The following is a 23,671-nucleotide window of genomic DNA, read 5'->3' as shown; positions in this document are numbered from 1 at the left end:
TTAATGAATTATGACTTAATAAATTACCGACAAAGCAGGAAGATAGCTACATATTTCAAATTCGGAAATATTCGGTAATACTGGTATTATCCAAGGCTACCCTAACACTAAATTGCTCTGTAGGTTCACCACGAAACTGCAACTGAATGTAGTTGTCTAATTTTCTAGATTGAGCGTCGAGAAATATTTCTCCTGAACTATCTATAACAGTGAGATGAACTCCTGGTGGCAAGTAGATTTGATTTCCAGTGGCGTGCAATTGCAGATGAATACTAGTTTGTCGATCTTTTTCGGGGCTGATTTCCACAATTAACATCACAGGTTGGTTGTGGATTTGGATACCTAAATCAATCACTTTTGCCCGTTTAGTAATTGATTCTGGTTGTTTGAGGGTATCTAATTCCAAAGTTTCAACACTGCGAAAGGCATAAGTTGACCTGAGTTCCGGCACGTTCCACAGCGATTCAATAGTCTCCCAGCCAGTCTCAAATATACCAGTAAACCACTGACTCAAATTCACTAATGAATTAACTGGGGATTGACGCAGTTGCCAGATGTGGTCAATAAACGCTTCCAATGGTTGCAGTTGCGCTAAAGGAACTGTTTCAGTTGCTACAGTAGGGATAAAACCAAGCAGCCTTGCTTCTTCGAGCGATTCATCAAATTGAACTATTAAATAACCCACCCGTTCTTCCCAAGTTTCTGGAGGAATAAAACATATCTGCTGATGCAGACGGACAGGGCGACACTCCAGACGGCCAATTGAGGGCACTTCTAAATCAGCGACATCTCCACAAAGGCGCATGATGGCGTTCCAACTGTCACTAGCTTGAACATCGGTAGGAATATCCATCATCTGCAAGTAGTCATTCACCACCCATACAGCTAAAGTATTCAGCCGGACTTGCTCTGCTTTTTCAAGATTTGGTTGCTGGTTAGCAAATTGCTGGGCAGTTATGCGGGCTGTTTGGGAAATCGGCAATGTTAAAGCGAAATCATCTAGCTGATAGGTGGAGTTATTCATAAGTCAATTTCTAGGGTTCAATGCTGCTATGTATATATCACCCGCATTCAATAAATTTATGCCACAAAACTGAACACTGGAAAAAAAAACTGAATACTGGAAAAAGAGAATTGGGGACTGGGGATTAGGTAAAAATATCCCATAAAATTAAAAGATTGTATATTGAAATCATCTGAGAGATAGAGATTTTGAGTATTTATACTTCTATCAACATAGCTTAAAGCTGCTAAAAGCGGCTTATCAACTAGCAGATAGGTTGCCAAATTTTGAGCGGACAATTTGAGCGATCGCTTACGAAAATTGGCTCCCCAAATCACAACCAATTACCAATCAATACATAGGCAGACCAAAAGCTTGGCGCTCTGTAGTTGGGATGTTTCAGCAGTTGTAGTTGGGCACGATGGACTGCTTCAGCTTTGGTGATTTTGCCACTCTTGAGTTCTCGATAGAAGGCACTAACAAACATCGCTGTTGATTCATCATCAATTTGCCACAGGGAAGCGATGGTACTACGCGCCCCAGCTCGGACAGCTGCTCCTGCTAGACCGAGTGCTGCACGGCTGTCTCCTGTTGCTGTCTGGCAAGCACTCAAAACCAATAATTCAACTACGGTTTTACCCTGGCTGCGGAAGAGAGTATCAAAATCTTTAACATTGATTTGACCATCGAAATCTAAAATAAAAGTGTCTTCCAGGCGGGAGCTAAACTGACCGTGGGTTGCCAAATGCACTATGTTGAATGAAGCAGCACCAATTTCACTTTCCAAATTCTTTTTCTTAAAATCTCCATCCAGTAGGCTGGTTGTCGAAACTCCTGCTTTCGCAATACCGTCAAATTCAGATTTGATCGCCAGCAATGGTGCAAACTTGGGAAATCCTGGCGGTGGCTGAGTCAGTCCTGCGGTTAGCGCTTTCAGCTGCTGTTTTACCAGCGGTTTGGGGTCGAGGAGTTGTAGACCGACGCTCAGGGCGATCGCATATTTTTCTACTAAATATTGTTTACCATCGTAGAGAGCTGCCATTGGTAAATTGCGTAATGGCCCATCTAGGACGAACACTAACGTATCGACGCCACTTTGCTGCAATTGTGACTCAATGGGTTTAAGCAGCCAACTGTAAACTTGTTGCGATTGGGTTTGGACGATCTTAGTAGCAGTTGGATCGACAAGATTTCTTCGCAGTTCTATTAAGAGTTTCTCTACTTCTCCTTGGGAAATCTTGGTACTGTAGCTTTCTAGAGGTTGTTGAGGAATTTTGACAATTACCTGGAGTTCGTCACGAAGAATAATTGGATAAAGGATGGCAGCCTTGGAATTACCTTTGTCTACTACTCGATCGAGGGCTACTTTCTGACCTTGCAGACAAGCTTCCTGAAAGAAGTCGTCTAATTCCGCTAGTTGAAGTGCTTCAATTCGCTGACGTGCTTTCTCCAATATTTTTTCATTTGGTTTTCCTTTTTGAGATTGCAGCAGTAACTCTACTGACTGGCGGTAGACAGGTTCTACGCTGTCCCGGAAGTCAAATTGCACATCCTGGTTCACGACATCTTTATTGACTACTAAATCTCTGCGCAGAGACTCAAGAGTGTCTACAGCAGCATCATAAGCGGCGATCGCACCATTAATATCTTGTTGTGCCCAAAGCAATCTACCTAACTGCCACTCCAAGCTATAGGTAATTTCTGGTGCATTGCTACTCTGTGCCAAAGCTAATCCTTGCCGGGTCAGGTCTTGCGCTTCTGACCACTGTTTGGTTTCTTCATACAAGCCGCCTAAACTCTTCAAAGCATAAGCCTCTGCCCGCTTGTCTCCTAAACTGCGGGATTGCTGGATGGCACTAGCGAGTAATTTTGCTGAGTCTTTTGTACTCGATCCTGAGTAAAACTTGTGACTTGATGCTTGCAATACACCACTCTTGACTTTTGCTAAACTTTGTGAAAAGTTAACATGAGCGTAAATACTCCCACGGCTGAGGGGAAGTTGCTTAAGATGGGACTCAATCGACGGCAAAAGAGTTTGAACCTTTGCCCATTCTCTATCTTTAATCAGTAGTCCGAGGTGATTGAGTTGTGCTTGGACTTTTGTGAGGGGTGAGGGAGATACTGCGACTGTTTGTTGATAATAGGCGATCGCCTGTTCCTTTTGATTTTGTTTACGGGCATTATTCCCCAAGCTGAACAGACTAGCTCCAATATCAGCGCTTGATTGGAGATTTTGAGCAATTATCAGACTTTCGTCTAATGCTTGGCGTGACTTTTTCAAATCGCCCAATACCAAAAGGGCATCACCGAGCGATCGCAAACTCACTGTTTTTTCTAGAGAATCTGGTTGAGAATTTAACGTCTGACTTATTCGATCGAGTGTTTTGAACGCTCGCGGGTAAAATCCTTGGGTGCGCCACGCTTGTGCTTGATTGATTAGCGATCGCACCACGCCACTTTGATTATCTACTTGTTTGTAAATTTCTTCTGTCTTCTGCCAAGTTGCCAAAGCTGCCTCGGGCTTTCCCATTGCCAATTGCAGGCGACCTTGAATATCTAGTGATTGGGCAAATATTTGTAGATTTTGGTTTTTATCCGGTTCTTGAAGTAAATTTAAGCTTTCTGTAATTGCCTGCTGCGCCTGACTCCATGCACCGAGTTGCTGGTAAGCTAGGGAAAGATTACTCAATGTGGCTGCTAGTGCAAGACTCTCCCCTTGCTGGTCACTGAGCAATGCCGAAGTGTGCTTATATATTTGGACAGCCTGTTGTAAAACTTCTACAGCTTTGGCAAATTTGCCATTACTGTATAAAACTTTGCCCTGCTGTAGGAGTGAAGCGGCATCAGTGGGCACAGCCAGCGATGTTAGACTATTTATTGGCAATTGGGATAAAGAATTGATAGAGCTAGGAACTTTTGCTAGCACTGGTGAACCGACAATGCATAGCAAAGCGATCAGGAAGTACAAAGGCAAACGTAAACAGTGAGCTAGGGGAGTGAGCCAGCGCGTCCCTGCCGTTTTCCGACCCCTGCTTTTAAACTTTAGAGAATTCGCGCCAAAAATCCTAGTTGTTTTAGCCATAAGCATGACGAGAGGTAGGTGATAACCAGAAACACATAGGCTAACAGGCTAATGTTACCATTCCCATTCCTCATCAATCTTTGAGCTTCCACAATTTTCTTATTTATGGCGATCGCAGTGAAACTTGATTGGCTATAGTTAAAAGGCGATCGCGAACCTTAACCAAAAACTCACCGAAACAGTACCGATCATAATAATCCCTCCAATTCTGCAAACTTACGCAAACGCGGTAAACATTGGCGTTGATAAAAACTGCTTAATGTCGGAATTGACAACCCAAATTCCTGTGATAAATCTTTCCAGCTAACTTCTGGGGGTAAGCGTTTGAGAATTAACACCTGACAATTCACATCTGGACGCCCTTTAATGTAAGTACGGCACAGTTCCCCATCCGAATCTGTCTTCGCCCATATTTCTAAGTCTTCCAAAATCGGAGGTGCTTGGGGGCTAGCCGGTAGATTATCTACAGGATCGATGGTTTCACTTGTTCCACCCGATGTAGACTGACGAATTCTCAGAGGGACTGTTGTGGCTTGTTCTCGGTTCTGATTAAGGTAAAAGTCTTGTAGTCTCCGTTTTAGGTAAGCATTCAGCCAGGTGATCACACTGCCATAATTTGGATCGTAGATTTGACCTGTCAAACCTTCACAAACATTGCGACAGAAATACAACCAAGTTTGTTGCAGTGCGTCTTGATAGTAGGGAGTAGTTTCTCTCCAGAGTCTATTTGCTGTCAAGCGAATAATTTGCGTGAGCAGCTTCTGACGCTGAGGGCTTCCAGGTTGGTGTCCACAGGCTTCTGTAACTAAGCGGCGTAGCTGTTCATCGAATTGAACCATGACAATCTTGGCGAAGAAAGCAAGAATATCTTAGTATTGCGTATAACAACACCCGAAGAATTACCTTTCCTCAAGATACTGCATCTTTTTGAAAAGGAAGTGGAGAACGGACATAGACTATTGGAAAATTTGAGGTTCTGAAGTAAATAGAACTTAGTACAGCATTTCATTAATCCGTACCGAATTATAATTGGCAATACACGACAATGTTAATGCGTTGGCTTGGATTGTTAATGCTACGCTTTTATGCAAAGCTGTACTTAAATTTGACACTCTCTGTTCCTCAGCGACGGAAATTCTTAAGACATCGAGCGCCTTAATATCCTGGTTGCTTGGGTTCTCAAACTCACCACGTTTGCTCGTAGAGCTTGGTTATACACTCAATTTACCGCTCTTATCCCTACCCTATGAGTACATTCAGGGTAGCTACGGTGTACACATATCTTGGTAATGAAGGCTAAACTCTGGATTTACCCCCCCTTAATTTCCCCGATGCATTGGGAGGAAATATCCAGTTCTTTCCCAAGGCATCCTACGGTGTACACACAAGTCGAATTACCCCCCTTAATCCCCCCGATATATTGGGGGGAAATCAGATATTTTGTTCCCTCCCCAATACATACCTACGGTGTACACACAAGTCTTTAAGAGTTGCCCCATAAGCTTTTGATCCCCCCAACCCCCCTTAAAAAGGGGGGCAAAAAGCTCTCAAAGTCCCCCTTTTTAAGGGGGATTTAGGGGGATCGATACACATTTTGCACCCAGCAAAAAGATGTGTGTACACCGTAGCCAATACATACGGGGAGGGTTAGGGTGGGGTAAAACCTTGGTTAATCAGCTATTTCAGACTTGTGTGTACACCGTAGCCAAGGCATCAGGGGAGTTAGAGCGGGTCAGAAAGACTTGCACCTACACCGTAGATTGGGGGTAGGGAGGACAGCGATGCATTCAAAATGACTTGAATGCACATTTAGTTAAGATTTTGAAACAGCAGTAATTGTTTTTTCTAATGACTGCAATGTTGTCAATAATTTTTCTTTTTGGGGTTTAGAAGCTTTAAGTTCTCCTGTAACCCGATCCATATTTGTCTCTATAGTTTCATAATTATTACGAGACTTAACTTTGATACCGTCTTCAACTTTTTCCCAAGCATCCTCAAATTTGTCAAATTCTTTTTTAGCTTGAACAAAGTTGCCAGATGTAACTGCGGCTTTAGTTTTGGATACTATAGTTAATAAACTACTATTACTTGTAGTAGATGTTGTTGCTGGGGCTGATGCTGCGCTAGCATTAGGAGTCACCGCTGGGGTAGTTTGGGTAGTAGGTTGTTCGGGATTGTTGCAGCCTAGCAAAGCTATCAAGCTTATACCCGCAACGCTCGACATTAGTTGAAAACTCTTCATTGTAAAACTCCTCCATTCATTATTAAGCTGTAATTGACGAAAGTGAATAGTCTGCTGTTTCCCAGCATTAATAGCAACATTTCTGGAGCTACTTTTTCCTAGATAAATATATCATTTAACCCTATACTTATTTATAGAATAAGTTTGCAAAAGTAAAAATATACATCGAAAACTCAAATTGCAGGATAAAAATATGATTTTTCCATAATTCAGCAGCGTCGGATTTTAATAAACACTAGTATAAAAATAATAACCTTTGTAGCAAATGACTATGAAACGAGCATTTCGCAAGTATCACCGCACGATTGGCATCATAATTTGTCTACCTTTAATGTTAACTGTATTGACGGGAATGTTGACGACTATTGTTAGAGAATGGCCAATTAATACTGGGCTTTCTTCTAGTTTGCTGTTAAGAATTCATACAGGAGAAATTTTACATCTAGAAGCAATTTACCCAATTTTTAATGGATTGGGATTGATTGGTCTACTGGTGACAGGGATAAGTATGTCTGGATTATTCAATCGGAAAAAACGGAGCGATATGAATAACTAAGATTAGCTAATTTGGGATTTTAGAGGTTCTGTAAAGAGTATTTCTAACAACACCTTACTTTTTATCAGTTGAGAAAAAGTAAGGTAAGTAAATTACAGCAGATTTCAAGGAAAGGGAGGTACACAGTCTATTACTCAAATATAAAGCTGGTTTTATTCCTGAATTCTGAATTCTGCTGTATCAGATTTGATTTTTATCTTACTCCTGACTCTGTTTAATATAATCCCAGCCAGGATAGGACATTTTCCCACCAAGAATATTGCAGATTACCTACACTCAATTTCATTTTGTTGCGAATATCTTGGATTTTCCAGTTGGTTAGTTTAGCTAGAGTTTGCGCCTCTTGTTCAAAACGTTTGGGTAAAGACTGCTTATATTGTCTGCCAGCCTGACATTTGAGTTCCCCTTGGAACGGATGTTGCAAAACATAGCGTCCTTGAAAAGATTCACTGTTGGCAGTTTGTTGAAATATCAAGTCTTCAGGGAATTTGTCGCGGGTATAGCGAACATGCAATCGAGAGATGAAGACGTTACTTCTAGGAGAGGGACGACGAAAACTAGGGGGTACTGGCACATTACTTGTAGAATTATCATCTAGCCAAAATACACCTGCTTGCTTGAGTTCTTCTGGAGTCAGGGGTTCGGCAGAACAAGGATCGCAACTACCCATATCCCAAGCGTATTCTAAAAAACCAACTTTCCTGTCTTCTTTCGTGTAGACAGTTTGAAACATGGATTTGTAGAATTCACCAAATTCATCTTTGACAAACAAGGGAATGTTCGCGTCGGAGGGAATTTTTACCGTCCGATAATTAGTGATTTCTGCTTGTCCTTCGGGCGAGAGAATGTAGACAATCAAATCTTGTTCTGCCTTAGCATTGATCATGCCCAAACGAATTGGCAGCATGAATTTAGGTGATTGATAGGAAATTTGTAACGGACGGAGGAACTGGTAGCCAGATTGCTCGAATTTATCCAAATTGACTTTAGCAACAAAGAATTTCATTGAGGAGCGAATGTAAGGCTGAAGTAACTGTTTCGCACCTCTGGGGATTTTGTAGCCATTGCGTTTAAGCCAAGTTTCCAATCCACCAGATTCTTTGGCACTGAGGATCAAAATGTCATATTCGCCAACGTTAAAACGTGCTTCGACTGTCACACCCAAACTAGCATCGTCCCTTGCACCCCCCGCTTCACTTCTCGCTGCTGCTGGCGCTGGTGCTGCTGATAACTCTCTATCGTAAACTGGGGCACAAGGATCTGGATCAAAATATTCTACCAATCGCGGCGCACTAAAAGCATCTAGCCGCTCGATAATCTTGGGTTCAGTAACGCGAACTTGCTCTTTTTGCAGCACCGTTGGTACTGGTACTACCATTGCAAAATCTTTGACTTCGCCTTGAAAATCGTTTGCCATTGTCATGATAGTGCGATCGCCATCCCGCGCTATAACCACCTGAGAAGCCTTGTTATACAGTTTTGTATCAGCTTTGGCTACATAAAATCCACAAAATGCCCAAGCTGCGGGTGCAAAGCACAAAACAGCTACAATTGCTAACAATAATGGTGTTAAAAGTCGGAAAAACTTCATTTTATACCTCTACTTTTTTAGTGCTAGAGACTAGAGACGCGATGAATCGCGTCTGTACAAGAGTTAGGAGTTAGGAGTTCTACCCCTGCTTCTTTATCTTTCTCTTGCCAAGTAAACCTTGGGGCTAACCAGAAACCATCTAGCAAGATGCTCAACGGTGCAAGGGCAAACAGCGCCCAAAAAACTGCTGTGGAAACAAAGAAATAATTTCGCAGGATAAAGGTTAATCCGGCGATGCAAACTGCCCAAACTATACGCCCAATTCGGGAATTGGGAATCGATCGCGGATCGGTAATCATAAATAGGGCGAACAGCAGCAAAGATCCACTCATCAATCGATGCCAGTAAACATCCCAAGTCCAACCCAGCCATAAATTGCGAATGGCTTCCAGCAAAGAATAAGAACCCAAAAAAGCTGCTGTGGTGTCCCAGCGACCAATGCGCTGCAAAATCATGCCGCCAGTACCGAGAAATAATAGCCCATACCACCACTCTTCACCCCATTGTCCCGGCGAAACCCAAGCATCGGGGGTGAGAATCAAGGCAGATATGATGCCAAAATTGGCGGGATTGAAGAAATGCTTATCGCCGACTTGGAAGATAAATTTGCTGACAATCGCAAGAACTGCGGCTATTGCCATTGTCGTCCAGTGGTCAGCCCGCAACAGTAAACTGAGTCCCAGTGAGGTAATTAAAGCACTGCGAAAATTTGGGCTTTGTCCTTTGTCATTTGCTAATGACCAATGACCAATACTTCTACTACGCTCAGTACAAGTGACCAATGACAATATCAATTGAGTTGCTAGACTTGTGGCGATCGCTACCCCAATCAACTCTGGTCGCAGCGTCCAATCTCGTGTACCGATTCCCAAGACTAAGAATAAGCCCAGAAATAAAATCTGATAATCTCGTATATCTTTTAGCAGCATTAACCCTTAATTCAGGGATTACCCTTAGATTTCTCATCAATCTAGACGAGTAATAGCTCAAATAGTATTGCTGTTACAAATTTTGTTACAAAGTAGATAAACGCAAAATGCAACTAGCTCCCCTCTTCCCAATTTTCTACCGCATTCTCCAACCGAGTTTTCCCAACTGCCTTTGGCGTGGAAATCCCGATACTAAAACGATCGCACTCACATTTGATGATGGGCCTCATCCGCAATACACACCCGAAGTTTTGGCAGTGTTAGACCGTTACAAGATTACAGCGAGTTTTTTTTGGTTGGGTGTCTGCGTTAACCGTTCGCCTGCCATTGCTAAAGCCGTTAGCGATCGCGGACACTGGATCGGATTGCATGGCTACGATCATCGCTCTTTTCCCATGCTTTCCCCAAATAACTTGAAGGACAGTTTAGAAAAAACCCAAGCTGCCATCTACAATGCCTGCAACCTGCAACCTCAACAAGTGCGAGATGTCCGCCCCCCCAATGGCTTCTTTACACCTGCTACTTTAAAATTGTTCTCTCAGTGGAATTACCGCCCAGTTATGTGGAGCGTTGTCCCAGAAGACTGGGTATGTCCAGGTGTCGCCACCGTGGTACAGCGAATTATGCAGCAGGTGAAAAATGGTTCAATAATTGTTTTGCATGATGGTGCTTGCGGTGGACAAGATGTTGCTGCCACAATTCAAATTCTCATTCCACAACTGCTACAACAAGGTTATCAGTTTGTAACTGTTGATACTCTATGGCAGCAAACTCAGGCTAACTAAAGTATTAGCCTGTCAAGTTAAATAAAAATGTGGTACTGGCGTGTTTAGTACTCAAAGTTAGCGATCGCTTATTTACATATTTTGCATAATTTGGCAAATGTTTATCTGCGATTACGACATTGTAGTGGATAGCGATTACCCCGCCATGTCGTCCAACCATCTGCTATTTTAGTACGACTGTTGTATTTGAGATACCAGTTATCTTGCTCTGCACCTAAATAACGAATACCTAAATCCTGTTTTTGTCTGCTAGAAAAACGTTTTCCTAGAGGAACCCACGCACTACCGTTATCACTAAACCGCCCGACAAGACGGACACCAGAAGTAGTAGAGCAAACATCACCGTTACAACTAGTTTGTGGATCGTCGACTACTTTCCACTGCATTTTCGCTGGTCTACCGTCAATATTACAATCCCAGAGACCAAAGAACCACTCACCAGCAATTTGACTGGCTTTAGCATGACTAGATGCTAATACCAAACTTGCAGGAACAATCGCCAAGCCCAAAAGCCATTTTGTGATGTTTTTCATAATGCTTCACCAATACCTTAAGCTAATCTAAACTTTCTATTCACTTATACTTTCTATTCACTTATAGATATCAGCATTACTGTTTATGCAGATAATAAAAGTGTAAAGATTTAATATTTTTTTGCACATAGACTGCGACACCTTCCTGTTTGTGCAACTGAATGGATTAATCAATTACAAACGTGTGAACTGTTGCAGATTTCAAGGAAAGTGAGGTACACAACTATTCGTCTGTTACCCAGGTAGAAAGCGTGTTTTACTACTGAATTCTGCTGTATTTAACTAACGAATTTTAAAATCTATCTAACCTGAGTGCATTCCTCTTATGCACTGAGGATAATTCAGAACTTCTAAAAGTAAAAATTGAGCGCGTTAACCTAGTACCGACACTTCTCCAGCTGCGTTTATTGTTTAATATGACCGCAGAATGGCATGAAGATTTTCGTACATTTTCTGGGAGTATCAGCCACCAAAGGCTGATATTCCAGTAATATCATGTCCGCTTGATTGCTTATTAAACCCGAAGAACCCCACCCCCGCCAAAGCTACGCTTTGTCTCCCCTCCCCGCTTGCGGGGAGGGGATTAAGGGGAGCCAGCGCGGTCTTGGGGGTTTCCCCCATGAGCGACTGGCGTGTGGGGTGCAATGACTGTGGTTAGCATAACTAATTATGCGGACATGATATTACTGATGCTAGTTTCTAGAGTTGATGTGCGGCTAGAAAAGCTTCGACTTCAGCAGCAGTAGGTTGAGAAGCGATCGCACCTGGTTTAATAGTAGTCAGTGCCCCAACAGCACTGGCATAAGTAACAATGCGTTTGGCTGTTTCTGCATCCCGCAAGCTGTGGATACCATACTGACTCAGTTGATGGATGAATCCTGCCAAAAAGCTATCTCCTGCACCAGTTGTATCAACTACAGGGATGGAAAACGAGGGTAATTTGCCTTCGTTCTCACCCAGACAATAAGTGCAGCCGTTTTCCCCATCTGTCACTAGTACCCCCTCAATCGAAGCTAGGCGATAAGTGATGGCTCCGGGATCTGCGGTTTCAAATAGCCATTCAGCTTCTTCTTTGGAGAGTTTGAGGAAATCGACTCGCTTAACTAATTCTGGAATTTTTTGATGGGCGATGTTTGGCTCTTTCCAAAATACAGGACGCCAGTTGACATCCAGCACAATTTTTAAGTCGTAATGTTCTGCTAACTCTAAAGCACGGTGAATTGCCGCTTCACTTTCAGGATAGGCTAATTCCAAAGTACCCAAAACTAGAAAATCTGCCTGTTGAAACAGCGAATCTGACAATTGTTTAGCTTGCAGGCGAGTATCGGCAAATTCTGCGGTATCGTACTGACCAAATCCGGCAAAGGTGCGATCGCCAGCTAGATCCCGTGTAACATAAACTTGCCGCGTTGGTGCTGTGGGATGGCGTTGTACTCCTGTAGTCTCTACGCCTACATTTTGTAATAAATTTACCAGTGCATTTCCTGGCTCATCTTCGCCAACAGCTCCGACAAATCCTGCTGACATTCCCAGCTTGACTAAAGCACAGGCTACATTAGCTGGTGCTCCTCCTGGATAAGGAGTCCAAGATTTCACTTCTTCCAGCTTTAGCCCTAATTGATCGGCTAAACAATCAAACAAAATTTCACCAAGGCACAAAACACGGGGATTGCTCATCTCATTTTCAATTTTAGATTTCGATTTGGGATTAGGAATTTACAGTATAAAATCTACAATAGTTTCTACTAATCTGTCGCCAGTCCTTCATAGAATTAAATAGCAATTTTTACTACTCCTATAGCATGTAGGTGCTTCTAATGTCCGCTTATTTTATCTCAGTGCTGAGATGACAAGTACCTCAAAATTAGCTATATTTGTTACTTAGAAGGTCACGTAGGTTATATTTTTGCCAACTTGAAATCCAAAGAAAATATTGACAATCATATTACTGCTAACACTTGAAACCCCTACCAAGAAAAGAATCTTCTAGAATTAGAAAGAGCGATTAAGTACATATACCAAGGGAGGATAGAAATAGTCATGGCTGGTGGCAAGTCTGAGACCCCCGTTAGTCTGTCAGACAGAGAACTGCAAATTATCGACCTAGTGGCCGCTGGCTTAACTAACCAAGAGATTGCAGGAAAACTGGAGATTAGCAAGCGTACAGTTGATAACCATATCAGTAATATTCTCACGAAGACTGAGACAGATAATCGAGTAGCTCTTGTCCGCTGGGCTTTACAGTGGGGCAAAGTCTGTTTGAATGATGTCAATTGCTGTACTCTGCCTAACCAGATTGAATAAACAATTTACTAGTAGAAGCGTAATTGCTTTGGTCTAGTAAATTACAAGCCAATTTTGAGTTTTACTGATTGTTCCCCTTTTTACGCCTAAGTTTTCAGTGTGAACACTCTACCAAAAGTTCCGAGTCCATCACTCAGCCGGAGTTTATGTAAGTGGAGCCAGCTGACCCTCGGACTCGGAAACTATAAAGATCGGAATTCCTTCTCAAATTCAGCAGAACAGATATAGGACGGGGGATTGGGCATTAGGGACTGGGGACTGGGGAGAAGCATCTACAATGCCCAATACTTCGACTACGCTCAGTACAAGTGCCCCATGCCCTATGCCCTAACTAAACAATCATCTACAAAAATTAGCAACAATTCAGTGGTGCAAGCGTTACATTTGAAAGAAATCTATGTTGCCCCATCGGCTTTGGGAGTAGTGTTCCAATGAATACTTCCGCTTCTTTTCAGGGTAGCTCGTCTCCCTTTGAATTTTTTAACTTTGATTTTACGATACCTGTATCTGAAAAGGTTCCAAGTCTGGAAGATCGATCTTCAGACTTTCCGCAACCCACACAAGATGCCGACTTACTCAGACAGCTATCGTTTATTCCAGGATTGAAAGAAATTTTGATGCTGCGGCAGGTTCATGCTTTAGAACATGCCACTGTTTGGGTTCTTAGCGAATCAAAAAGCACCTATTCTGCTCTAGCAGAATCCACTAATGTTCAACTAGATAATGAACTATTAGGCGGTTTATCTACTGAGCAGGGATTCTACCTTTATGGTGAGGTAAATATTAGTGATTTGCGGCGTGCAGTCACACTTGCTCGACATCGCATCACCAGTGGAGAATGGGATTTGGCTGTACATCCCCGTTGTGGCACAAATTTATCAGTAGCAATGCTCTTAACGGCTGGACTAGCTGTCGGTGTGCATCTATTGTTACCATTTCGACCAATCGAGCAACTTATAGGTTTGGGGTTAGCGGCAACGACAGCCGCAGAACTTGCACCTGATGTAGGTTCTATGGCACAGCGTTACCTAACAACTGCCATTCCTTTTAACCTAGCAATTGAAAATATTACCCGTACACGCGACGTTTGGGGGCGTGACGCACATTTTGTTAGAGTGGGCTGGCAAGAATGAAGAGAGTAAGAAGAGATAAGGGGACAAGATAAAATTTTCTCTATTGTCTCCCCCATCTCGCCACACTCCCTACTCCCACTCCCCTAAAAAATTATGAGAAAACTTTACTTCTTACTTCCCGGTACAGATAGCAAATTTGCCTGTGGTGGTCTTTGGGCTGAGTTAAAAGCACTTAATCTAGCTCAGAATTTCTGTAGCGCTGAAGTTGTAACTTACCGTCAACGGGAGAAAGATAAGCTTTTTATTGATGATTTGCTAAAACAGAAAAATTTAAATGATGTAATTTTTGTAATCAGTTGGGGATTTGATATACCTCAACTCGTGGCTAAACTTAAGCAATATAATGTCGTTTACCATGCACATAGTCCAGGTTATTCATTTAGACTACCTGCAAGTATTCCAATCATGACTGTTAGCCGCTATACAATGGGATATTGGGGAGAAAAATCACCCAATTCTCTGATTTATTATTTGCCCAATCAAATTTCTGATGAGTTTCAAAATTTAGGTTTGGAACGGGATATTGATGTTTTAGTTCAAGCTCGGAAGTCTTCTGAGTATTTAATTAAAGAATTGATTCCGGCGTTGCAAAAACGTTGTAAAGTATTGGTTGTTGACTCTTATGTAGAGGATTTACCCGGACTCTTCAACCGAGCTAAAGTTTATCTCTATGATTCTGCTGAGTACTGGGCACAACAGCGCGTTAGTGAAGGATTTGGTCTACAACCAATGGAGGCTCTTGCTTGTGGTTGTCAAGTATTTTCTAGTGTCAACGGTGGACTAGCTGATTACTTAGACCCTGGATTTAATTGTTATAAAATTGCTGGATATTCTCAAGAGTATGATGTGCAACGTATTATGAAGGTGATTGAATCTTCAGTAGTTTTTAGCTTGTCTGAAGATTTTTTGGTTGAGCATCGGACTGAAAATATTATTAAGCGTTTCCAAGTTATTCTGAATGAGTTAAATGAGTTTTTCGATCACAAGATTCAGCAGCCATCTAATATTAAGGGTTTGACTAAAATACGGATGGCGAAATTACTCACTCAGAGGATATATGGGAAGCTGAGGAAGAAATATTTTAAGTAGTATAAATCATCATAGATAAACCGCAGAGGCACTGAGAAGCCAGTGCGTTGGGCGGGTTCCCCGACTTGTTCGCTTTTAGCGTTCCCGAAGGGTAGCAACTGGCGCAACACAGAGAGAAGAGAGGAAATTGAATGAATCGGCGGTTATTAGTTACTGGGGGTGCGGGGTTTATTGGGGCGAATTTTGTGCATCACTGGTGTCAGGTTTATCCAGACGATCGCGTGGTGGTGTTAGATGCTCTGACATACGCGGGGAATCGTCTGAACTTGGCGCTGGTTGAGGGAAAAGAGAATTTTCGGTTTGTGCAGGGGGATATTTGCGATCGCACCACCATAGACAACCTATTATCAACGGAAAATATTGATATCATCGCCCATTTTGCCGCTGAATCTCATGTCGATCGTTCGATTCTTGGCCCAGCTGCTTTTGTGCAAACTAATGTAGTCGGAACTTTCACTCTGCTGGAAGCTTTTCGGCAACATTGGGAGGCAAAAGCACAACCATCTGATTATCGTTTCCTGCACGTTTCTACTGATGAAGTTTACGGTAGCCTGGGCGCAGATGACCCAGCTTTTTGTGAAACCACACCCTACGCTCCCAATAGTCCCTATTCAGCTTCCAAAGCGGGTAGCGATCATTTAGTCCGTGCTTATTATCATACTTATCAACTGCCAACCATTATCACAAATTGCTCTAATAATTACGGGCCTTATCAGTTTCCCGAAAAGCTAATTCCCCTAATGTGTATCAACACTTTGATCGGCAAACCATTACCTGTTTATGGTGATGGTAAAAATGTACGGGATTGGCTTTATGTGGGCGATCATTGCCGTGCTTTAGATGTAGTAATCAATCATGGTCAACCAGGAGAAACATACAATATTGGTGGCAACAATGAGGTAGAAAATATTAACCTCGTCCAACTTTTATGTCAAATGATGGATGAATTAGCACCTGATTTACCAATACATCCAGCAAAGCAGTTGATTACTTTTGTTAAGGATAGACAGGGACACGACAGGAGATATGCAATTAATGCAAACAAAATAAAAACTCAGCTTGGTTGGACACCTTCAGTAACAATTGCGGAGGGTTTACGTTTAACAGTTGAATGGTATCTCAATCATCGTGATTGGTGGGAGCCTTTGCTGTCTGCGGAATATCAAGCTTACTATCGCAAAAATTATTTGTAACCCACCTTCCTCACCCAATAGTGTCACTAATTTCCCGCACAGTAGCAACGACGCGCAAGGATGCCAACAATGCACCGGAATCCTTATATTGTGCATATTCCTGAAATATCTCGGTCAAATAATCGTCAATTTCTTCCGGGTGCTTGCGTAAGTACTCTTCTTCAAATTCATCAAGTGTTCTAAATTTTCTCACGGCTGAGATACTCCTTTTTTAATAAAATTCTCTGGCTCCCACAGTTTCTCTAGATAATGACTATCCTTGAATATAAGGGAATCAGATCAACGTAAATTGCCAGCAGGTGTTAAGATGCTGCAACCAGAACAGATATTACAAGATCGTTATCAAATCCAGCGCCAACTCGGCAACAATGGAATTCGCCAAACTTGGCAAGCATTGGATTTACAAGCCTCTGATGGCGAAAATTCTATCGTTGTGGTCAAACTTTTGGCCTTTGGCGGTACTGTACAGTGGGATGACCTGAAACTTTTTGAGAGGGAAGCACAAATTCTTAAACAGTTAAATCATCCCCGCATCCCTCGATATATAGATTATTTTTGTATCGACGATCGCACACTCTGGTTTGCCTTAATCCAAGAATATATCCCTGGTGAGTCGCTTAAGGATAAACTTGCTGTTGGCAAAAGGTTTAGTGAAAAACGAGCGAGAAAAATTGCTGTTGAGGTTTTAAATATTCTCACCTATTTACATGAGTTGAATCCTGGAGTGTTGCATAGAGATATTAAACCAAGTAATTTAATCTGGGGCGACGATAATCGGATTTATTTAGTTGATTTTGGCGCAGTTCAAGATAAAGCGGCAAGAGAGGGCGTTACTTTTACTGTTGTCGGTACTTATGGTTATGCCCCAATGGAACAATTTGGTGGTCGAGCGGTTGCGGCTTCAGACTTATATGCACTGGGAGCGACTTTGATTCATTTGCTCACTGGAACTTCTCCTTCTGATTTACCCCAGCAGGATTTGCGACTGCAATTTACAGACCGAGTTAACCTCAGTCCCAGTTTTGTCAGTTGGCTACAAAAGTTGATAGAACCCGCTCCCGAACAAAGATTTACTAGTGCTAACCAAGCGCTAAATGCTCTCAAATCTGGTTTGACTGTCACATCTGCAAACAAGAATCAGCTTTTACCGCTAAAAGAAATAATCAACAATTCTGGATGCGGCATAAGTAATCAGAATGAAACAGTCCCACAGGAAATTATCGGTTGGAATTGGGGCGCGTTTTTGATGCCTTGGTTGTGGATGTGGCCGAATCAGGTATGGTATGGGCTATTCTGTTTTGTACCACACGGTTGGTGGTTAATGGCGATCGCACTCGGTGCAAAAGGCAATGAATGGGCTTGGAAAAGTAGGCAGTGGCGCAGTATTGAACAATTCAAAGCCCATCAGAGAGGCTGGGCGATCGCTGGTATTCTACTTGGAGCGCCTATTAGTATTATGTTATGGGTGCGAGCGATCGCTTTGCTGAAATCTGTATTTTAAGGCAGTCTTTTGGATAAATCTCAAGCGAGAATTTTTTAGGTAGATAAGTTAAGGGTTCAATAAATGGTTCAAATTATTCAAGGAAAAGATATCACCCTAGCCCAACTAATTGATGAATTTGGCTTACAACTTGCAGACGACGAAGATTTTTTTTCAGAATGGCGACATGATTTAGCTGAGTTGAGTGACTTAGAAAAGCAATCTCTCAACGAAGTCAAGACAGAATATTTGCATCTATCGAAATATCCTATTTTGGAACCTGTAGTCAAAATGGTGGTTCTATCTCCACTATTACGTCTAGCAGGTTTTTATCAACCGCCTTTTTACATTGCCTCAGAACAAGAAGTCAGAATTTCTTCTGAAGACGAAGGCACGATTATCAGAGGACGTATTGACATCTTGGTGTTGCATCCTCCATTTTGGGTTCTCGTTATTGAGGCAAAACGAGCAGATTATTCGTTAGTGCCAGCAATTTCACAAGCATTGGCTTATATGTTGGCAGATGCAACTTCAGCTAAACCTGTTTTTGGCTTTATCACCAATGGTAATGAATTTAGATTTATCAAACTGCTAAAAACTGAAACTCCACAATATGCTCTATCTGATTTGTTTGCTTTAGATAGTCGTGATGATATATATATTGTCCTGAAAGTGTTAAAGCACCTCGCTCATTTAATTCGTAATTCGTAATCTTGTAGGGTGCGTTAGCTAAGAGCATAACGCACCATCTCAATACTTTGGGTATTTTACGCGGTTTGTTGGGTTTCGCAAAGCCTCAACCCAACCTACAAATACTACAAATATTCTTAACTAGACAAAACATATCCCTCTCCGAGTCGGAGAGGGACAGACTTGAACTTTAGTTCAAGGCAGGGAGAGGTTCGTCGAACTCACGTTAAGTTAACTACCCTACCAACTCCATTTCTAACTACTAACTTGCGATTCAACTACACCCACGGGACAAGAAACATTTGTCCCTCCCAAACCACAATACCCATTAGGATTTTTAGCTAGGTATTGCTGATGGTAAGCTTCAGCGTAGTAAAATTCCGGTGCATCCAAGATTTCTGTAGTAATCTTGCCATAACCTGCGCTGTTGAGGGCTTGCTGATAAGCTTCCCGCGATGCTTCTGCTAGCTGCTTTTGGTTTTCGGAATATACATAAATTCCCGAACGGTATTGAGTGCCAGTATCATTACCTTGGCGCATTCCTTGGGTGGGATTGTGGCTTTCCCAAAAGACTTTCAGCAGTTCGGCATAACTAATTACTTTGGGATCGAACACAACTAACACCACTTCATTGTGACCGGTTCGCCCACTACATACCTCTTCATAAGTGGGGTTGGGTGTTAACCCAGCAGCGTAACCGACTGCGGTCGTATAAACTCCTTTAAGTTGCCAGAATTTGCGTTCTGCACCCCAAAAACAGCCCAAGCCAAAAATTGCCTTCTCTAATCCATCGGGATAAGGGGATTGTAAAGGATTCTTGTTGACATAATGAGCCGCAGGTACTGACATAGATTGTGCCCTTCCTGACAAAGCTTCCTCTGGTGTGGGCATAACTGACTTTTTGCCAAATCCAAATAGTGCCATTGATTTTGACTCTGATATATATCTTTACCTTATTTACCATTGTAAAGATTCTGGCGATCGCTTGGGATTTTCTCAGAGCTATCCTTGGATTGTGTTGATCTTTACAAAAACAGTTCTGAAATCAAGCTCTTGCCTTCAGCGCCTGTTTTGCAATACTACTAACCCTAGAGTCAGAATCATTGCTTAACCGCTCCAAAATTGAAATCGGTATATTGACGTTTTTGGCAACTTTTGCACGAAGATCGGTGCGTGAATGAACTGCGAATTGTTCTAGCAAATGGACAGGAGTATTGGGATGAGAAGCAATATCATGTAGACCATCGATCGTATTTGGATGCTGCGTTTGGTTGATTTTTAGATAAAGCTTCTCCAGCGCATCTGAAGGTGTATTGGGGTTTTTAGCGAGATTTATGAGAAAGTGAATGTGTGAGCTAGATTGGTTTTGATAGTCTGTAAGTGCAAGCAGGATAGTGGGTGGTGTTTTCAAAGACGATGCGATCGCGTTTACTACATCATACTCATTCATCTGCAACAGATTTTCTAACACTTTTAGGGTGATGTCAGAACGTCTCACCAATTGAACTGCACTTCTTTTATACATAGCTTGATTTGATGGCGAGACTCGTTGATGTTGCTTGACCAAGAAATCTGCAAAAAACTCTAGAACGGTAGAGGTTGCATTGGGATTGCTTGCGGCTTTGAAGGGTACATCTTCATCAGTATCCTGCACGAGCTTTTCTAAAACCTTTGCAGGGGTTAAGGGATGAGCAGCAACCAATAGCCGGATATAGATTCGTTGATCGCTAGCTAACTGCTCTAGCAAGTCGATGGATGTTCCAGGTTTACCCTCGATAAAATTGATGATGGCGATCGCAGTTTCTGAAACATTTGGATGGTTCTTGACCAGATCGCGAATTTCTTTCTCATTTTCTCCCGCTAGTTTTTCCAATATTGCGCTTGGTGCTTGAGGATTTCGAGCAATTGCTTTATGCATCCTAAAATTTCTCCAATCTGCAAACTGATTTAGCAGGGATAAGGGTGCTTTGGGGTTCTGAGCGATCGCAATTTTGACGACATAGAAGCTTCCACGCTCGGCTAGTTGAAGCAATAACGATTCAGAAGTGTTCGGATTTTGAACGATCGCGGTAAAGAGTTCATCGAAATCAGATTCATCAGCATTCTCGTCATCCCAGAAACGAGGCGGCTTTTCTACAAGTTGTTCCAGGATGTGAAGAGGTGTCTTTGGATTTCCAGCCACAGCAGAAAGAATTTCCTTATCCTCGATTTTAGATAACTGAGCGATCGCAGTTTCACTAGTTGTTGTGCTACGCGCTAAAGAGAGCCTGACAAAATGGCTTTCAGGATTTTCCAGCAACAAAAGATTGAAAATCGGGTTCGCCGTAATTGCGTCTGGAAACTCCTTACCTAATTTCAGCAACACTTCCGTGGGCGCATTCGGATTTTTAGCTACAGCCTCACGAACTTCTGGCTGAGGATGTAAAGATAGCTGCTCAAGCACTACAACCGAAGTGTCAACAGCCGAGGCTAATGCAAAATCGTTGTCATCAAGCATAATCAAGATTTTTATAGATATAGAATCAGTTTTCCCAAAATCTAAGGACACTTTTAGATTAGACTTTTACGAAACTTCATCAATATTACGAATACTTTTCAAGAGGAACTTGGTGTTAAAAGCTACTCATGGATAAAATACCCAAAATTGACCGTCAAAGGGAGCATCAAGCGAACGAACGTACATTTCTGGCTTGGCTACGCACTTCTATTGCATTGATTGGCTTTGGTTTTGCGATCGCGCGATTTGGTATATTTCTGCGCCAGTTGAATATTAGTATTACTCAACAAGAACCTCCGGTAAGTCCATTATCTAGCTCGGAAAATTTGGGTATTGCTTTGGTAATTTTTGGAATTTTGACTATTGCCTTAGCTGCATGGCGATACAACCAAGTTTTCTGGCAAATTGAAACAGGGAACTATAGACCAAATAGATTAATGGTTTGGATAATGGCTGGAGTTGCAATTATTTTGGGATTTCTCTGTATTCCTTTGCTTCTATGGCGGGATAAAGTACCTTCTCGTTCTCCGCTTCCCATTCAACCACAGTCCCGAAATTTGCATTAAATACACTTTTTATAGGGACGCATTTTTTGTAACTTTTTTGCCGATCCTCAATTAATCATAGGGTGGCGTAGCCCAACCCAGCCCGGATTTCTCACGCATAGAAGAGGAGTGTGGGGAGTGTGGGGAGTGTGGGGAGTGTGGGGAGTGTGGGGGGTAAGATTTCTTCCCCATCCTCCCACACCTCCCACACCTCCCACACCTCCCACACCCTTAGGATTTATCGCACTTCATATCTAGCAAGCTTTTAGACTTTTTGTAATCGTCGCTTTCAGCTTGGGCTGAATCGTCATACACTGATTTTGAACTAATGAAAGCGGTTGCCCTTACAGAAACGATGAGCGAAAGTAAGATATCAGAGATATTAGAAACCTTCGAGGCAGACTTGTTGTCGGAGTGGACTCAAGAACTAGCCACTGTGAATATTCGGAGAGGCTTGATTAAAGAAGCACAGCTAAAGGAGGAGTGCCGGGAATTCCTGAGTTTGTTTCGGATTGCCGTTGGGCGGGGCAACTTTACCAATATTCAGGCAGCGGAGTGGCAGGAGATGCGGGAGATGCTCAACAGCATTTCTCGATCGCGATCGCAAAATGGCTTCACACCCTCAGAAATAGCTACATTCGTCTTTTCGTTCAAGCAACCCCTCTTCAACCGAATGCGTCACCAATTGCAAGATTCCATTGCGTTGGGTGAAAATATCTGGTTAGCCACAAACTTACTGGATCAGCTAGGATTGCTGACAATTGAAGTGTATCAAAAGACGCGAGAAGAGGTGATTTTGCGGCAGCAGGAAGAGTTGATGGAGCTGTCTACCCCAGTGGTTAAACTCTGGGAGGGAATTTTGGCATTGCCGATAATCGGTACTCTGGATAGTACCCGAACTCAAATGATGATGGAATCGTTATTGCAAAAGATTGTCGAAACTGGTTCAGAAGTTGCCATTATTGACATTACCGGGGTTCCCACTGTCGATACCCTGACTGCTCAACATCTGCTCAAGACTATTACTGCCGCCCGTCTCATGGGAGCTGATTGTATGATCAGTGGCATTCGTCCTCAAATTGCCCAAACAATCGTCTATCTCGGCATTGATTTGACAAATGTAACCACAAAAGCAACCTTAGCCGATGCCTTTCTGACGGCGCTAAAACGGTTGGGAACGACCATTAACCGCTCTCAATCCAAATAGCTGGAAAAAAGCAATGGAACGCATTCCTATACTTAAAATGGGCAATTTTCTACTTGTGACAATCCAGGTAGATATGCACGATCGCCTCGCCATGACGCTACAAGAAGACCTGACAAACCGCATCACTCAAACTCACCCTCACGGTGTCCTGATTGATATTTCGGGATTAGATATTGTTGATTCTTTCATTGGGAGGATTTTAGCCAACATTGCCAGAATATCACGGGTGCTGGATACTGAGACAGTTGTCGTCGGGATGCAGCCTGCTGTGGCAATCACCCTAGTGGAATTGGGGATGTCGCTGACGGGGATTCGCACTGCCTTAAACGTCGAAAAGGGTATGGCATTGTTGCGATCGTCATTCAATGAAACCACAAATCAAATCACTGCCACTAAATGGCGTGCAGATGATGATGCAGAAGACTGAAACTATCGACATTCAATCTTCTACAGATGTAGTTTTAGTTCGGCAGTCTGTGCGCCAGCTAGCCGTGGAAATTGGCTTTGGCTTAGTAGACCAAACTAAAATTATCACCGCCGCCAGTGAGTTAGCCCGCAATACCTTAGACTACGGAGGGGGCGGCACAGTCAAGGTAGAAACGCTTCAGGAAGGACGACGACGAGGACTCCGGCTGACCTTTGAAGATCGGGGGCCGGGTATTCCCGATATCGATCTGGCGCTAAAGGATGGGTTCACCACGGGCAACGGCTTAGGTATGGGGCTGGGTGGTGCCAAACGACTTGCCAGCGAGTTTGAGATTCAGTCTGCGGTGGGAGAAGGAACACGGATAATAATTGTACGATGGAAATAA

General features: G+C 42.7%; 23 protein-coding genes. 12 read left to right on the top strand and 11 right to left on the bottom strand.

The genetic code is table 11. The annotated features are described in order from the left end of the window. Positions 1–55: 55 nt before the first annotated feature. From V7K84_RS24220 to V7K84_RS24205, 4 genes are all read right to left on the bottom strand, one after another. Entirely contained in the window at positions 56–1,024 is a 969-nt protein-coding gene (locus tag V7K84_RS24220) for a DUF1822 family protein (protein WP_334841788.1), read from the bottom strand. Positions 1,025–1,337: 313 nt separating this feature from the next. After that, positions 1,338–4,085 carry a CHAT domain-containing protein gene (locus V7K84_RS24215; RefSeq protein ID WP_442940988.1) on the bottom strand — a complete coding sequence of 916 codons (2,748 nt, stop codon included), beginning with the start codon at positions 4,083–4,085 and terminating at the stop codon, positions 1,338–1,340. Positions 4,086–4,273: 188 nt separating this feature from the next. Continuing rightward, positions 4,274–4,924, bottom strand: a complete 651-nt coding sequence (locus V7K84_RS24210) for a sigma-70 family RNA polymerase sigma factor (RefSeq protein WP_334841784.1) — start codon at positions 4,922–4,924, stop codon at positions 4,274–4,276. Positions 4,925–5,898: 974 nt separating this feature from the next. Then, on the bottom strand, positions 5,899–6,327 hold the full coding sequence (locus V7K84_RS24205; RefSeq protein WP_334841782.1) for a DUF4363 domain-containing protein: 429 nt from the start codon (positions 6,325–6,327) through the stop codon (positions 5,899–5,901). A 271-nt stretch (positions 6,328–6,598) separates the two neighbouring features. Between V7K84_RS24205 and V7K84_RS24200 the strand changes: the two genes are divergently transcribed. Beyond that, positions 6,599–6,883 (top strand): peptidase, encoded by a 285-nt coding sequence (locus V7K84_RS24200; RefSeq protein ID WP_334841781.1) that lies wholly within the window; start codon positions 6,599–6,601, stop codon positions 6,881–6,883. Between the two features lie 214 nt (positions 6,884–7,097). Here the strand turns inward: V7K84_RS24200 and V7K84_RS24195 are convergent, their stop codons facing one another. Together V7K84_RS24195 and V7K84_RS24190 are read right to left on the bottom strand one after the other, a co-directional pair. Further along, positions 7,098–8,474, bottom strand: coding sequence for a DUF2330 domain-containing protein (locus V7K84_RS24195; protein ID WP_334841779.1), 1,377 nt, complete (start codon positions 8,472–8,474; stop codon positions 7,098–7,100). Between the two features lie 23 nt (positions 8,475–8,497). Next, positions 8,498–9,403 carry an RnfABCDGE type electron transport complex subunit D gene (locus V7K84_RS24190; protein WP_334841778.1) on the bottom strand — a complete coding sequence of 302 codons (906 nt, stop codon included), beginning with the start codon at positions 9,401–9,403 and terminating at the stop codon, positions 8,498–8,500. Between the two features lie 107 nt (positions 9,404–9,510). On the opposite strand from V7K84_RS24190, the gene V7K84_RS24185 reads away from it, so the two are divergent. Next, a complete protein-coding gene (locus tag V7K84_RS24185) occupies positions 9,511–10,188 on the top strand; it encodes a polysaccharide deacetylase family protein (RefSeq protein WP_334841776.1) in 678 nt (225 codons plus the stop codon). A gap of 101 nt (positions 10,189–10,289) precedes the next feature. On the opposite strand, the gene V7K84_RS24180 is transcribed toward V7K84_RS24185, so the two are convergent. Then, on the bottom strand, positions 10,290–10,721 hold the full coding sequence (locus V7K84_RS24180) for a DUF6006 family protein (RefSeq protein ID WP_334841774.1): 432 nt from the start codon (positions 10,719–10,721) through the stop codon (positions 10,290–10,292). A gap of 699 nt (positions 10,722–11,420) precedes the next feature. After that, on the bottom strand, positions 11,421–12,398 hold the full coding sequence (locus tag V7K84_RS24175) for a carbohydrate kinase family protein (RefSeq protein WP_334841772.1): 978 nt from the start codon (positions 12,396–12,398) through the stop codon (positions 11,421–11,423). Positions 12,399–12,761: 363 nt separating this feature from the next. On the opposite strand from V7K84_RS24175, the gene V7K84_RS24170 reads away from it, so the two are divergent. From V7K84_RS24170 to rfbB, 4 genes are all read left to right on the top strand, one after another. Then, on the top strand, positions 12,762–13,025 hold the full coding sequence (locus V7K84_RS24170) for a helix-turn-helix domain-containing protein (protein ID WP_099103136.1): 264 nt from the start codon (positions 12,762–12,764) through the stop codon (positions 13,023–13,025). A 431-nt stretch (positions 13,026–13,456) separates the two neighbouring features. Continuing rightward, positions 13,457–14,158 (top strand): DUF6391 domain-containing protein, encoded by a 702-nt coding sequence (locus V7K84_RS24165; RefSeq protein ID WP_334841770.1) that lies wholly within the window; start codon positions 13,457–13,459, stop codon positions 14,156–14,158. Between the two features lie 93 nt (positions 14,159–14,251). Next, a complete protein-coding gene (locus V7K84_RS24160; RefSeq protein ID WP_334841768.1) occupies positions 14,252–15,247 on the top strand; it encodes a glycosyltransferase in 996 nt (331 codons plus the stop codon). Positions 15,248–15,378: 131 nt separating this feature from the next. Beyond that, positions 15,379–16,440 carry a dTDP-glucose 4,6-dehydratase gene (rfbB, locus tag V7K84_RS24155; RefSeq protein ID WP_334841766.1) on the top strand — a complete coding sequence of 354 codons (1,062 nt, stop codon included), beginning with the start codon at positions 15,379–15,381 and terminating at the stop codon, positions 16,438–16,440. A 10-nt stretch (positions 16,441–16,450) separates the two neighbouring features. Here rfbB and V7K84_RS24150 read toward each other — a convergent pair whose 3' ends face one another. Continuing rightward, on the bottom strand, positions 16,451–16,633 hold the full coding sequence (locus tag V7K84_RS24150; protein WP_334841765.1) for a hypothetical protein: 183 nt from the start codon (positions 16,631–16,633) through the stop codon (positions 16,451–16,453). A gap of 114 nt (positions 16,634–16,747) precedes the next feature. On the opposite strand from V7K84_RS24150, the gene V7K84_RS24145 reads away from it, so the two are divergent. Beyond that, a complete protein-coding gene (locus V7K84_RS24145) occupies positions 16,748–17,941 on the top strand; it encodes a serine/threonine protein kinase (protein ID WP_334841764.1) in 1,194 nt (397 codons plus the stop codon). A gap of 63 nt (positions 17,942–18,004) precedes the next feature. Continuing rightward, positions 18,005–18,631: a type I restriction endonuclease gene (locus V7K84_RS24140; RefSeq protein ID WP_334841762.1), complete on the top strand. Its 627-nt coding sequence runs from the start codon at positions 18,005–18,007 to the stop codon at positions 18,629–18,631. 234 nt (positions 18,632–18,865) lie between these two features. On the opposite strand, the gene msrA is transcribed toward V7K84_RS24140, so the two are convergent. Next, on the bottom strand, positions 18,866–19,534 hold the full coding sequence (msrA, locus tag V7K84_RS24135; protein ID WP_334841760.1) for a peptide-methionine (S)-S-oxide reductase MsrA: 669 nt from the start codon (positions 19,532–19,534) through the stop codon (positions 18,866–18,868). 121 nt (positions 19,535–19,655) lie between these two features. Next, positions 19,656–21,107, bottom strand: a complete 1,452-nt coding sequence (locus tag V7K84_RS24130; protein WP_334841758.1) for a hypothetical protein — start codon at positions 21,105–21,107, stop codon at positions 19,656–19,658. A gap of 128 nt (positions 21,108–21,235) precedes the next feature. Here V7K84_RS24130 and V7K84_RS24125 point away from each other — a divergent pair, with 128 nt between their 5' ends. The 4 genes from V7K84_RS24125 (at position 21,236) to V7K84_RS24110 (ending at position 23,671) form a co-directional block, all read left to right on the top strand. After that, positions 21,236–21,673 carry a YidH family protein gene (locus V7K84_RS24125; RefSeq protein ID WP_334841757.1) on the top strand — a complete coding sequence of 146 codons (438 nt, stop codon included), beginning with the start codon at positions 21,236–21,238 and terminating at the stop codon, positions 21,671–21,673. A 334-nt stretch (positions 21,674–22,007) separates the two neighbouring features. Then, complete coding sequence (locus tag V7K84_RS24120) at positions 22,008–22,859, top strand: STAS domain-containing protein (RefSeq protein ID WP_334841755.1); 852 nt, start codon at positions 22,008–22,010, stop codon at positions 22,857–22,859. 13 nt (positions 22,860–22,872) lie between these two features. Beyond that, a complete protein-coding gene (locus V7K84_RS24115) occupies positions 22,873–23,286 on the top strand; it encodes an STAS domain-containing protein (protein ID WP_334841753.1) in 414 nt (137 codons plus the stop codon). Beyond that, positions 23,225–23,671, top strand: a complete 447-nt coding sequence (locus tag V7K84_RS24110; protein WP_334841751.1) for an anti-sigma regulatory factor — start codon at positions 23,225–23,227, stop codon at positions 23,669–23,671. The genes V7K84_RS24115 and V7K84_RS24110 overlap by 62 nt, the downstream gene beginning before the upstream one ends.

It is taken from the genome of Nostoc sp. (assembly GCF_036917315.1).
In the GTDB taxonomy this organism is placed as follows: domain Bacteria; phylum Cyanobacteriota; class Cyanobacteriia; order Cyanobacteriales; family Nostocaceae; genus Nostoc.
The sequence above is the reverse complement of the archived record's forward strand: the minus strand, read 5'-3'. Positions and strand labels throughout refer to the sequence as shown.